This is a genomic window from Flavobacterium aestivum, from assembly GCF_026870175.2.
Taxonomy (GTDB): Bacteria; Bacteroidota; Bacteroidia; order Flavobacteriales; family Flavobacteriaceae; genus Flavobacterium; species Flavobacterium aestivum.
The window spans coordinates 2,089,547-2,102,621 of sequence record NZ_CP113977.2 but is presented as its reverse complement, the minus strand read 5'-3'; the positions used below and the strand labels follow the sequence as shown (position 1 = coordinate 2,102,621).

The 13,075-nt window shown below is 34.3% G+C and carries 9 protein-coding genes; 2 read left to right on the top strand and 7 right to left on the bottom strand.

Annotated elements, in window-relative coordinates:
- The first annotated feature begins 53 nt into the window (after nt 1-53).
- The gene (gene lgt, locus OZP08_RS09070; RefSeq protein WP_281323533.1) at nt 54-983 is read left to right on the top strand and encodes a prolipoprotein diacylglyceryl transferase; all 930 of its coding nucleotides are present in this window, start codon (nt 54-56) and stop codon (nt 981-983) included.
- 57 nt (nt 984-1,040) lie between these two features.
- On the opposite strand, the gene OZP08_RS09065 is transcribed toward lgt, so the two are convergent.
- The gene (locus OZP08_RS09065) at nt 1,041-1,634 is read right to left on the bottom strand and encodes an NAD(P)H-dependent oxidoreductase (protein WP_281323532.1); all 594 of its coding nucleotides are present in this window, start codon (nt 1,632-1,634) and stop codon (nt 1,041-1,043) included.
- Between the two features lie 101 nt (nt 1,635-1,735).
- On the opposite strand from OZP08_RS09065, the gene OZP08_RS09060 reads away from it, so the two are divergent.
- Nucleotides 1,736-2,629 carry a LysR family transcriptional regulator gene (locus tag OZP08_RS09060; RefSeq protein WP_268849305.1) on the top strand — a complete coding sequence of 298 codons (894 nt, stop codon included), beginning with the start codon at nt 1,736-1,738 and terminating at the stop codon, nt 2,627-2,629.
- Between the two features lie 92 nt (nt 2,630-2,721).
- Here the strand turns inward: OZP08_RS09060 and secDF are convergent, their stop codons facing one another.
- From secDF to OZP08_RS09030, 6 genes are all read right to left on the bottom strand, one after another.
- Nucleotides 2,722-5,697, bottom strand: coding sequence for a protein translocase subunit SecDF (gene secDF, locus OZP08_RS09055; RefSeq protein ID WP_268849304.1), 2,976 nt, complete (start codon nt 5,695-5,697; stop codon nt 2,722-2,724).
- A 222-nt stretch (nt 5,698-5,919) separates the two neighbouring features.
- Complete coding sequence (locus OZP08_RS09050; protein ID WP_268849303.1) at nt 5,920-6,855, bottom strand: malate dehydrogenase; 936 nt, start codon at nt 6,853-6,855, stop codon at nt 5,920-5,922.
- A 55-nt stretch (nt 6,856-6,910) separates the two neighbouring features.
- On the bottom strand, nt 6,911-8,854 hold the full coding sequence (gyrB, locus tag OZP08_RS09045) for a DNA topoisomerase (ATP-hydrolyzing) subunit B (RefSeq protein WP_281323531.1): 1,944 nt from the start codon (nt 8,852-8,854) through the stop codon (nt 6,911-6,913).
- 182 nt (nt 8,855-9,036) lie between these two features.
- On the bottom strand, nt 9,037-10,713 hold the full coding sequence (gene asnB, locus OZP08_RS09040; protein WP_281323530.1) for an asparagine synthase B: 1,677 nt from the start codon (nt 10,711-10,713) through the stop codon (nt 9,037-9,039).
- A gap of 195 nt (nt 10,714-10,908) precedes the next feature.
- Nucleotides 10,909-12,534 carry an amidohydrolase gene (locus OZP08_RS09035; protein WP_281323529.1) on the bottom strand — a complete coding sequence of 542 codons (1,626 nt, stop codon included), beginning with the start codon at nt 12,532-12,534 and terminating at the stop codon, nt 10,909-10,911.
- 73 nt (nt 12,535-12,607) lie between these two features.
- Nucleotides 12,608-13,057 (bottom strand): hypothetical protein, encoded by a 450-nt coding sequence (locus OZP08_RS09030; protein ID WP_281323528.1) that lies wholly within the window; start codon nt 13,055-13,057, stop codon nt 12,608-12,610.
- Nucleotides 13,058-13,075: the final 18 nt, after the last annotated feature.

Genomic DNA, 13,075 nt, shown 5'->3' with positions numbered 1-13,075 from the left:
TTAACACAATTCCTCGAATGAAAATACTATTTTCACAAAAAATAAAAATATAGATGACACACGCATTAAACATTGTTTGGAACCCCTCTGAAGGTATAGATTTAGGCTTTTTTGTTATTCGCTTTTACAGCTTAATGTTCGTAATAGCTTTTGGATTGGGTTGGTATATTATGAAACATATTTTTGAAAGAGAAAGTGTTTCCATTGACAAATTAGATTCTTTGTTTGTCTGGACAGTACTAGCAACCTTAGTTGGTGCACGTTTAGGACATGTTTTCTTTTACGATTGGGAATATTATCGTAACAATCTGTCCGAAATCATTTTACCTTTCAGATTCAGTCCAAAATTCCAATTCACAGGATATCAAGGATTGGCAAGTCACGGAGCCGCAATTTCTATTATCATTGCAATGTATTTTTTCAGCAAAAAAGTACTTTACAAACCTATTTTGTGGATATTAGACAGAGTAGTCATTCCTGTAGCTAGCGGTGCCATTTTTGTGAGATTGGGGAATTTTTTCAACTCAGAAATAGTGGGTAAAGAAACTTCTTCTTCTTTTGGGATTCGTTTTGTAAGAGATCAATTTAGCCCAAGGGAAGCTGTTAATGCAACTCAACTCCCTACACCAAAAGAAGCTTACAACGCTATTGCAACCAACCCCCAATATGCCAATTTATTGCAACAGGTTCCTGCCAAACATCCAGCACAGTTATATGAAGCTTTTTGCTACATTTTTGTATTTGCAGTTTTGTTTTTCCTCTATTGGAAAACTGATGCCAGAAAAAAATCAGGATTTTTATTCGGTCTATTCCTTGTACTTCTATTCACGGTACGTATCGTAGTCGAATCAGTAAAAGAGAGCCAAGGAGGCTTTGAAAATGAATTAGGAAACATATTATCAACTGGACAATGGTTGAGTATTCCATTTATAGTTGTAGGACTATATTTTGCTATCATGGCAAAAAAAACTAATGAGATATAAACTGAATTTATTTTAATTTATAAAAAATAGCCATTGAAAATTCAGTGGCTATTTTATTTAATTCAAAAACAATTTAGTCAAATGCTTTTCATAAGATTCTAAATCGCTTAACACATTGGCATTTTTCTCTATATCATGAAAATGTATTCCTTCCAATGGAGTCATTCCCGTAAAAGCGTTCATTCTATGAAATCCAAACAACGGTCCATTATCTACACTGGTTTCGCCAAAAAACTCTCCAGGCAATGTAAAGGCTTCTTTTGGAGCATTCCATGAGCTAGTTACCATGTATTTTTTTCCATGTAACATTCCTCCAGTTCCATAATTTATTGCCGGATTTGCAGAAGAACGCCCATCACTTTTATAGATTCCTTTATCATGTCCTTCCGAAAACACAACGTCTATGTATTTCTTAAATCCATAAGGCAATTGAAACCACCAAATTGGAGTATGATAAATAACCACATCGGCCCAAACAAACTTTTCAACTTCTTTAACAGGATCATAATCTTCATTGATGTCTGTACTTTTTACTTCAAAATCTTTATGGTTTAGAAAAAATTCAGCAGAGGCATTTGCTATTGTATGATTGAATTTTCCGCCTGAATGTCCGAACTTTTGTCCCCCATTTATTATAAATATCTTTTTCATATTGTTTTGTATTAATTTGACAGTACAAAATTAAATCCTTAACATCTATTATTAAAATAACACAACTCATACCTTTGTATCATAATTATAATACTTCTAAAATGGTAAATCTAGAATGGTATCGAACTTTCAAATACGTTTACAAAACAGGAACCTTAACTGGTGCTGCTGAAGCATTGTTTATTTCACAACCCGGAGTCAGCTTGCATTTAAGCTCATTGGAAAGCTATGTAGGATATAAATTATTCGACAGAACCAGCAGAAAAATGATCCCTACAGAGAAAGGAAAAGTACTCTATAATTTCATAACAGATGCATTGTCTAAATTGGAAGAAGCAGAGAAAAACTTTCAGCGAAGCACAGAGAAAAACACGCCAACCATTAGCATCGGAATGTGTTTTGAGACCTTTCAAATTACCTTAGAGCCCTATTTGGCAAGCTTTCCGTTTAACGTTATTATTCAATTTGGCGAATATCCCGAAATGATTGAAAATCTGGATAAAGGTATTTTGGATTTGATTATCACTCCACAAATGATAGCCAAAAATACTATCGACTATCAAGCCTTCTCTTCGGAAACCATTGTTCTTATTTGTGGTAACGAAACAGATTCAGATACCTTTGACACTTTAAAAAAAGAAAATAATCTAGAAGTTATAGAACTCTGGCTAAAACAACAAAGATGGTATGGAACCACGGGAGACATGGAGCATTTAAGACGTTTTTGGCAGCTTAATTTCAACAAACATGCCGATTTTAGACCTAATTATATTGTACCTAATTTAAACTCCATAGTGCGCTGTTTAAGCAACAGTAGCGGACTGGCGGTAATTCCTGATTTCTTATGCAAAACAGAATTAGAAAGCGGAAAAATAAAACTTTTATGGGAAGGAAAAATGCCCTTAAAAAACACACTGTACTTTGCCCACAAAAAGAAAACTATTTACACAAATGAAATACAATTAATAAAAGACACTTTCATGAAGATAATGTAACCACTTTTCAGAAAGGTTTTCATCTAACTTAGAAACAAAAAAAGGATTCAACTTTCGTTGAATCCTTTTTTATATAATAGTATGTTTATTTACTAAGCTTGAGCTTCTTGGTGCTTAACTTCAACGTTATGCTTCTCTTCGCTTGAAATCGTATCAACCAATACAGGAGTAGCGATAAACAATGAAGAATAAGTTCCGATAATAATACCGATAAGCATTGCAAAGATAAATCCTCTGATTGACTCACCTCCAAAGATGAACATGATTAACAATACAAAAATCATAGTCAATGAAGTATTGATTGTTCTTGACATTGTAGAGTTAATAGATTTATTAACAATTTCACCAAAAGTTCCTTTTGTTTTACCATCCAAGAACTCACGTACTCTGTCATATACAATTACGGTATCATTCATAGAGTAACCAATAACTGTCAAGATAGCCGCAATGAAATGTTGGTCAATCTCCATACCGAAAGGCATATATTTCCAAAGCAATGAATATACTCCCAATACAAAAATAACGTCATGCGCCACAGCAGCAATAGCTCCTAAACTGTATTGCCATTTTCTGAAACTGATTACTAAATACAAACCTACAATAAGCATTGCTCCTAAAACAGCCCAATAAGCATTTGTTTTGATATCCTCAGCAACTGTTGGTCCAACTTTAGAAGCTTGTACAATACCTAATTTTTTACCTTCGTAAGTATTTACAAATTTTTCATAAGTCATGTCGGCACCATAGTGTTTTTTCAAAGTTTGGTACAACATTTTGTTTACCTCTTCGTCAACAGAACCACTAGTCTCTTGAATTTTATATTTAGTTGTTATTTTCAACTGATCATCTTTACCAAAGATTTTAGCTTCAGCGCTACCAAATACAGCAGTCAATTCGTCTTTAATTTCTTCTGGTTTCATTGATTTGTCGAAACGAACTTGGAACGTTCTTCCTCCAACAAAATCAACACCTTGGTCAAAACCATGTGTTGCAATTGATGCAATACTCACAATTGTTACAACAATAGAGAAAAGGTACGTCCATTTTTTAATTCCCAAGAAATCAAAATGGAAATTAGTAAAGAAGTTTTTAGAGAATTTAGTCACGAAAGACAAATCATTTTTACCTGCAATATTTTTATCGATAAAGATTCTTGCAATAAAAATAGAAGTAAATAAAGAGGTAACAATACCGATTAACAAAGTAGTAGCAAAACCTTTGATTGGTCCAGAACCAAAGATAAACAATACAGCACCAGTCAAAATGTGTGTTACGTTAGCATCCACAATAGAACGCATTGCTCCAGTCCAGCTATAAGAAGCTTTTACTGCTTCATCTAATGTTTTACCCGCTCGTAATTCTTCTTTAGCTCTTTCATATATAATGATGTTCGCATCTACTGCAGTACCCATTGTCAAAACGATACCCGCAATACCTGGCAATGTAAGTACAGCACCTAAACTTGCCAAAATACCAAACATAAACAATAAGTTGACAGCCAATGCAATATTTGCGTACCAACCTGATTTACCATAATAAACTATCATCCAAAGTGATACTAATAACAATCCGATTACAGCAGAATTTGTACCGTTGTCAATAGCTTCCTGACCCAATGATGGACCAACAACTTCAGAAGAAATAATTTCAGCAGCAGCAGGTAATTTACCAGCTCTCAATACGTTCGCTAAATCTTTAGTTTCAGTTACATCAAAGTTTCCTGAAATTTCAGATCTACCTCCAGCGATAGGTCCGCTAGATACACCTGGAGCAGAATATACAATATCATCTAGAACGATAGCAATATAACCTTTCTGAGTATAAGCTCTTCCTGTTAGTTCTTCCCATTCTTTTGCACCAATATTGTTCATTTGCATAGAAACAGCTGGTTTACCCATTTGATCAAATGTATCGCTAGCGTCTGTTACAACACCACCTCCCATTGAAGCAACATTATCTCTATTTCCTTTTAATGCATACAATTCAACAACTTCAACCTCTTTTTCTTTAGCATCCTTAATTGTTGTAGGTTTTCCCCAAACAAATTTTGCATAACGTTGCTCTCCTGCCAATAAAATTCTGACATCAGGTCTTTTGAAATAAGAATTGATTACTGCAGTATCTTTTGGTGCAAAAAGACCTAAAACCGGTCCTCCTCCTTGAGCAACAATTTTATCAATAATAGGATTGTTTCCTTTTTTAGTAGCAGTAGAATCTTTTCCGTCAGTCAACAAAGCACTCAATGAATCCTTTGCTACAGCTTTAGTTTCAACTTTAGCAACTTCAGTTTTTTTCAAAGCCTCATTAGCAGCCATGATAAAACCACCAATTTCTTCTACTTTATAAGTTTCCCAGAACTCTAATTGAGCTGTACTTTGCAATAATTTTTTAATTCTATCAACATCTTTAGCTCCTGGAAGCTCAACAAGAATTTGACCAGACTGTCCTAATTTTTGAATATTAGGTTGAGTTACACCAAATTTATCAATACGTTTTCTTAATACTCCAAAAGCACTTTCTACTGATTCATCAACTTTCTTTTTGATTACTTTTTGAACTTGAGCATCTGTCATTTGAAAAGTAACACCACCCTCACCTTGCAAACTTCTGTTAGCAAAAATTTCAGGAGAAGCTAATTTTTCTTTACCTTGAGAATTGGCCTCGAAAGCTTCAAAAAATGCGTCAAGGTACGTTTGATTTCCTCTTTGATTTTTAGTAGCATCTACTAAAGATTTATTAAAAACAGGATTTTTCGAATTATTTGATAACCCTTTCAAAATGTCTTTAACAGAAATTTGAAGAGTCACGTTGATTCCCCCTTCTAAGTCAAGCCCTTTGTTGATTTGCTTGTCTTTTACTTCATTGAAAGTAAAATCAGTAAACCCTAAGCTAAACACTTTTTCTTTACCAATAGAATCTAAATATTTTACTTCTTTCTCTGGGTTACCACCAGCAAAAGTTTTTGCATCACTTTTTACTTTGTTCGAGACAAAAGTGAAAGAAAGTTGGTAAATACTTACCAATGCAAATAGAATTGCGAAAAATTTAATAAGTCCTTTATTCTGCATTACTACTAAAAATTAATTATTTTTTTTATTGTTTTTGTTTTAAACCCTATAAAACAAGACGTTAGGCCATTTTTGAAAAACAAAAAAGAACCACACTATTTGTATCATTTTTTTTAAACCGAGCAAATATATAATTAACGGAAAGATTAACCAATTTATTTATTAATTAATATCAAAAAAAAGACTGCAACAGTGCAGTCTTTCTTTATTATACGTTAAAAATTATGCTAATATTGACTTCAAATCAGCATTCATACCTCTAACAGCCTCTGCACTTTTTGCAAAAGCAGCTTTTTCAGCATCATTTAATTTAATATCAACGATTTCTTCAACTCCGTTTCTACCTATAATACAAGGTACCCCGATACAAATATCATTTTGCCCGTACTCTCCTTCTACAAAAACAGAACAAGCAATCATTTTCTTTTGGTCATTCAAAATACTATCTACCAAATAAGCTACAGAAGCTCCTGGAGCATACCAAGCTGAAGTTCCTAAAAGTCCTGTAAGTGTAGCTCCTCCAACCATTGTTGCTGCTGCTACTTTTTCTAATTCTTCTTGAGACAAGAACTGAGAAACCGGTATACCATTATAAGAAGCCAAACGTGTTAACGGAATCATTGTAGTATCACCATGACCACCAATAACCATTGCAGAAATATCATTAGATGGTTTATCTAAAGCTTTAGATAAATAATATCTAAAACGAGAACTATCCAAAGCTCCACCCATTCCTATAATTCTGTTTTTTGGCAAACCTGTTGATTTTAAAGCCAAATAAGTCATCGTATCCATTGGATTAGAAACAACTACAACAATACAATTTGGTGAATGCTCTAATACATTCTCCGCTACTGTTTTCACAATCCCTGCATTGATTCCGATTAATTCCTCTCTTGTCATACCCGGTTTTCTTGGAATTCCAGAGGTAATCACAACAACATCACTATTTGCTGTTTTTGAGTAATCATTCGTAACACCAGTAAGATTAGTATTAAAACCTGTATTGGTTGCACATTGCATAATATCCATGGCTTTCCCTTCGGCAAAACCCTCTTTAATATCCAATAATACTACTTCACTGGCAATTCCTCTATAAGAAATTGAATCTGCACAGGATGCTCCCACATTACCTGCCCCTACAATGGTAACTTTCATTTTTTTATATTTTTTTGTTATTTTATAATTTAAAAAAATTCAGCATTATAGAATATTACGCGTCGATATTTGCATAAACTGCATTCTTCTCGATAAATTCTCTTCTTGGCGGCACCTCATCTCCCATTAACATAGAGAACACTCTATCTGCTTCTGCTAAACTATCAATAGTAACTTGTCTTAAGGTTCTAAAATCCGGATCCATTGTTGTTTCCCACAATTGCTCCGCGTTCATCTCTCCAAGACCTTTATAACGCTGGATTGATGCACTACCTCCCATTCTTTCATTCGCTTGATCGCGTTGAACATCAGTCCAAGCGTATTCTTTCTTATTTCCTTTTTTAACCAAATATAAAGGTGGAGCTGCAATATATACGTGTCCTTCTTCGATTAGTTCTTTCATAAAACGGAAAAAGAAAGTTAAGATTAAAGTTGCAATGTGACTACCATCGACATCGGCATCACACATAATAATCACTTTATGGTATCTTAATTTTGAAATATTCAGTGCTTTACTATCTTCTTCAGTTCCAACCGTTACACCAAGCGCAGTAAATATATTTCTAATTTCTTCGTTTTCAAAAACTTTATGATGCATCGCTTTTTCTACATTCAGGATTTTACCTCTTAAAGGCAAAATAGCTTGAAAATTACGGTCACGACCTTGTTTTGCCGTTCCACCCGCCGAGTCTCCCTCGACAAGATATACTTCACATTTTGCTGGGTCTTGTTCTGAACAATCCGATAATTTCCCAGGCAATCCTCCGCCACCCATTACGGTTTTACGCTGAACCATCTCACGTGCTTTCTTAGCCGCATGACGGGCTTGTGCAGCAAGAATTACTTTTTGAACTATTGTTCGGGCATCATTTGGATTTTCTTCCAAATAATTCTCAATCATTTCACTTACGGCTTGACTTACCGGTGAAACAACTTCTCTATTCCCTAATTTAGTTTTGGTTTGTCCCTCAAATTGTGGTTCGGCAACTTTTACCGAAATAATTGCTGTAAGACCTTCACGGAAATCATCTCCAGAAATATCAAACTTCAATTTATCTAACATTCCAGAAGCATCTGCATATTTCTTTAACGATCTGGTAAGACCTGTTCTAAAACCTTGCAAGTGAGTTCCTCCTTCGTGCGTATTGATATTATTTACATAAGAAAAAATATTCTCAGAGTAGCTTGTATTATAAATCAATGCCACCTCAACTGGAATTTCTCCTTTTTCATGATCCATAGAAATTACGTGTGCAATAATTGGCTCACGATTTCCATCTAAATATCTGATGTATTCTTTTAAACCTTCTGTAGAGTGAAATGTCTCTGAAATAAAATTCCCGTCTTTATCTTTCTCTCTTTTATCTGTAAACGCTATCGTAATTCCTTTATTCAAGAAAGCCAATTCGCGCATACGAGCTGAAAGCGTGTCATATGAATATTCAATAGTCTGTGTAAAAATAGTTGGATCAGGATAGAAAGTAACAATCGTCCCTCTTTTATCAGTATCCCCTATTTGCTTAACAGGATACAACGCCTTTCCTCTTTCATATTCTTGTTGGTAAATTTTACCATCTCCACTATGTACTGTAGCAGTCAAATGTGATGACAAGGCATTCACACACGAAACCCCTACACCGTGAAGACCTCCAGAAACTTTATATGAGTCTTTATCGAATTTACCTCCTGCACCAATTTTAGTCATTACAACTTCTAATGCCGAAACTCCTTCTTTTTTATGAATTCCTACCGGAATACCACGACCATTATCTTCTACAGTAATTGAGCCATCTTCATTTATTGCAACACTAATGCTATCACAGTGGCCTCCCATTGCCTCATCAATAGAGTTATCTACAACTTCGTAAACTAAATGATGCAATCCTCTTACACCTACATCTCCAATATACATCGATGGACGCATTCTTACGTGCTCCATCCCTTCTAATGCCTGAATACTGTCTGCTGAATAATTATCCTTCTTGATTTCTTCGCTCATATATTTTAATCTAAAAAAAAAATGTGATTTTCGTCTAACACGCAAATATATAAAAACACTATCTATTTCACCTATTTATTCCTGTTTTAAGCGTTTAAGTTATTAACATTTATGACAAATATCCACAAAAAAAAATGCCTTCAAAATAGAAGGCATTTTTTAAACCAAATTCAATATTTCATTTATGCTTTTACATAAGCATCATCATGCACGCTGGCAACTGCTCTACCTGATGGATCATTCATGTTTTTGAATGCTGCATCCCACTCCAAAGCTATTTTTGTGCTACAAGCTACACTTGCTTCCTGTGGCACACATAATGCTGCTGTATCACTTGGGAAATGTTCGCTAAAAATAGAACGATAGTAATACTCCTCTTTTGATGTTGGTGTTTGCAACGGAAAACGGAATTTAGCATTTGCCAATTGCTCATCCGATACCTCTCTTGCAACCACTTCTTTTAAGGTATCAATCCAACTGTAACCTACTCCATCACTAAATTGTTCTTTCTGTCTCCAAGCTACACTTTCTGGCAACATGTCTTCAAAAGCTTTACGAACCACCCATTTCTCCATTGGATGTTCTTTATTGATCATTTTATCTTTTGGGTTGATTCTCATAGCAACATCCATAAATTCTTTATCCAAGAATGGAACACGCCCTTCAATTCCCCAAGCTGCTAAACTTTTATTGGCACGTAAACAGTCATACATATGTAGTTTACTTAATTTACGAACGGTTTCTTCGTGAAACTCTTGTGCGTTTGGCGCTTTATGAAAGTATAAATATCCTCCAAATAATTCATCTGCCCCTTCACCAGACAATACCATTTTTATACCCATCGATTTAATCACTCTTGCCATTAACCACATTGGTGTAGATGCCCTAACTGTAGTAACATCATAAGTTTCTAAACTATAAATCACATCGCGCACTGCATCCAATCCTTCCTGAATGGTGAATTTTATTTCGTGATGAATTGTCCCAATATGATCCGCTACAATTTGTGCAGCTGCTAAATCCGGTGATCCTTCTAATCCTACAGAAAAAGAGTGTAATTGCGGATACCAAGCATCGGCAACATCATCTGATTCTATACGTTTTTGTGCATACTTTTTGGCTATAGCTGAAGTTATTGAGGAATCTAAACCTCCAGAAAGTAATACACCATAAGGAACATCACTCATTAATTGTCTATGAACTGCTGCTTCAAGTGCCTCTCTGATTGCTGGTATACTTGTTTCGTTGTCTTTTACAGCTTCATAATCTACCCATTCTCTTTTATGCCACTGTACAAATTCTCCATCTTTACTTGACATATAGTGCCCCGGAGGAAATAATTGAATTTTTGCACAATATCCTTCTAATGCTTTCAACTCTGAAGCCACATAAAAAGTTCCATGCTGATCCCAACCAATGTATAGTGGAATAATCCCCATATGGTCACGAGCTACAAAATACTCATCTTTTTCTATATCATAAATTGCAAAACCAAAAATACCGTTCATTTCATCTAAAAAACGAGGGCCTTTTTCTTTATACAAAGCTAAAATAACTTCACAGTCACTTTCTGTTTTAAAATGATACCTTCCTTCAAATTGTTTACGCAATTCTCTGTGGTTGTATATTTCACCATTGGCAGCCAAAACTAAATTTCCGTCTTCACTAAATAAAGGTTGTTTCCCTGATGCTGGATCTACAATCGCTAAACGCTCATGAGATAAAATCGCTTTATCATTACTGAATACCCCGCTCCAGTCCGGTCCGCGGTGACGAATGATTTTAGACATTTCCAACACTTGAGGTCTTAAAACTTCTGATTTTTGTTTTAGATCAAAGGCGCATACTATTCCACACATAATTTTATATTTTAACTGTTAGTTTATTTTGATAGGGCAAAGATGCACTAAAGGTTACAAACAGAAAACATAAATAGGAGTTTAGATTTCAAAAAACAACTTAAAATTAAATTTTATATTAAATATGTAATTTAAAAAGAAGCAAATCTAGCCTTTGCATTATAAATTGTAAATTTTCACTTTTCGCTAATAAGCTTATTTCACTTTGACTCCTTTCAAAAATACTCGACTTGGCTTCAATTTTACCATTTGATTTTCATCTACTTTCATTAAATCCTGATCAAACAGTACAAAATCAGCCCATTTACCTACTTCAAGGCTTCCTCTTTCTTTTTCTTCAAAATTAGAATAGGCCGCCCAAATAGTCATTCCTCTTACCGTTTCCTCTCTACTCAAGGCATTTTCCATTTGAAAACCTGTCTTTGGATAGTCTTTACTATCTTTTCTAGCTACAGCAGCATGAAAAGTAAGCATTGGGTTTACTTCTTCTACAGGAAAGTCAGTACCCAAAGCAATGATTCCGGCATTTTGGAGTAATTTTTTATAGGCATACGCATTTTTCAATCTTTCTTTACCTAATCTTTCTTCTGCCCAATACATATCGGATGTGGCGTGAGTAGGTTGGACCGAAGGAATAATCCCTGTTTTAAAATAATCAAAATCGGCTTCTTGTATTACTTGTGCATGTTCGATTTTCCATCTTCTATCTTTTTTACCGGTCAAAGCTTCTTTGTATATTTTTAAAATAACGGTATTGGCGGAATCTCCGATAGCATGTGAATTCAATTGAAAAGGAGAGTTGGCAATTTGTCTAGCCACATTTTTTAATTCGGCCACAGAAGAAACCAGAGTTCCATATTTCTTTGGGCTATCTGAATACGGCTTATGCAAACAGGCACCACGAGAACCCAAAGCCCCATCTCCATACATTTTAAAAGAACAAACATTCAAATTATCAGTTTTGTAAATTCCTTTTTTAAGGTATAAATCGATATTTTTTTGATTTGCAGTAATCATGGCATAGACATTAATTCTCATAGCTTTTGCTTTTTGCAAACTATCCATCAAATTAATAACATCCGGATCTAAGCCTGCATCATTGACAGTTGTCAACCCATATTGAAACATGACTTTTTCAGCATCCAATAAGGCTGCGATTTGTTTTTTACGATTAGGACTAGGTATTATTTTAAGAACCAACTCCATTGGGTTATCAATTAAAACTCCGGTAGGTTCTCCATTTTCTAAAACAATCTCCCCTCCTGCAACTTTTGTTGATTTTGTAATTCCTGCCAGCTTCAAAGTCATACTGTTTACTAGAATTGCATGACCATCTATACGATTTAAAACTACTGGAATATTTGGAAAAACAACATCTAAATCTTCTTTAGTTGGAAATTTAGCTACTTGCCAATCGTTTTGATCCCATCCGTTGCCTACAATAAAATCAGGATTTTTTTCTTTTTGAAATTTCTTTATTCGATCAATTATTTCAGATATACTTTTAGTTCCTCGCAAATCAACTTCTTGCAAACTCAGTCCAAAACCATAAAAATGACAATGTGCATCGTACAAACCCGGATATATAAATTTCCCGTTCGCATCAATGGTATTTTTGGAATCGTACGTATTTGCTATTTCATCATTAGAACCAATAGCGACAATTTTACCAGATTGAATAGCCATAGCCGAGGCTTTTCCAAAATCTTTATTTACAGTATAAATATTAGCATTCGTAATAATAGTATCTACAGTAATTTTGTTTTTTTGATTGAAAGAAATTAAAAAAAACAACGATAGCAAAAAAGAAATTATCCTCATAATAAACGATTTGATTAATTTGAGCTAATATAAAAAAAGAGCTACAATAAATCGTAGATTACAAAATGAATTGTTATAAAATTTCTTCTATTAAATATTTCGTGGTATTAATCTCAAAAGTGAATCCTACTTTATTCCCCATCAATTTATTTCCAAGAGGCGATTGTGGAGACAAGGCTATAATATTTATACCATCTACATTGATTTTAGGAAGCGCAAGACTCAGGTACAAATAAATTCCATTGGCTTTTACCAAACTTCCTAAAATAATAGTTTCTGCCACAACAGAAGGATCTAATTTATCTAAAACTACTTTTTGGGTCAATACTTCTTTGAGTTTCGTATTGAGTTTTTCTTGTTCGATATGCATCATTGACAAAGCTGTTTCGTGCTTATCTCCTGCTGATCCTTTTGCATCGTTTTTTGAATCCTCTGTAAGTGCAGCAATCATATCTCTGAATACATCAATCCTGTCTTGGACTAATTGCAAATACTGTTGGTATATTTTTTGTTTAAAAGTCATTTATTATACTACTTAGAT

Coding starts and splice junctions, on each gene's coding strand:
- OZP08_RS09035 (WP_281323529.1), bottom strand. CDS start 12,534: ATGAGGATAATTTCTTTTTTGCTATCGTTGTTTTTTTTAATTTCTTTC.
- lgt (WP_281323533.1), top strand. CDS start 54: ATGACACACGCATTAAACATTGTTTGGAACCCCTCTGAAGGTATAGAT.
- OZP08_RS09050 (WP_268849303.1), bottom strand. CDS start 6,855: ATGAAAGTTACCATTGTAGGGGCAGGTAATGTGGGAGCATCCTGTGCA.
- OZP08_RS09030 (WP_281323528.1), bottom strand. CDS start 13,057: ATGACTTTTAAACAAAAAATATACCAACAGTATTTGCAATTAGTCCAA.
- gyrB (WP_281323531.1), bottom strand. CDS start 8,854: ATGAGCGAAGAAATCAAGAAGGATAATTATTCAGCAGACAGTATTCAG.
- secDF (WP_268849304.1), bottom strand. CDS start 5,697: ATGCAGAATAAAGGACTTATTAAATTTTTCGCAATTCTATTTGCATTG.
- asnB (WP_281323530.1), bottom strand. CDS start 10,713: ATGTGTGGAATAGTATGCGCCTTTGATCTAAAACAAAAATCAGAAGTT.
- OZP08_RS09060 (WP_268849305.1), top strand. CDS start 1,736: ATGGTAAATCTAGAATGGTATCGAACTTTCAAATACGTTTACAAAACA.
- OZP08_RS09065 (WP_281323532.1), bottom strand. CDS start 1,634: ATGAAAAAGATATTTATAATAAATGGGGGACAAAAGTTCGGACATTCA.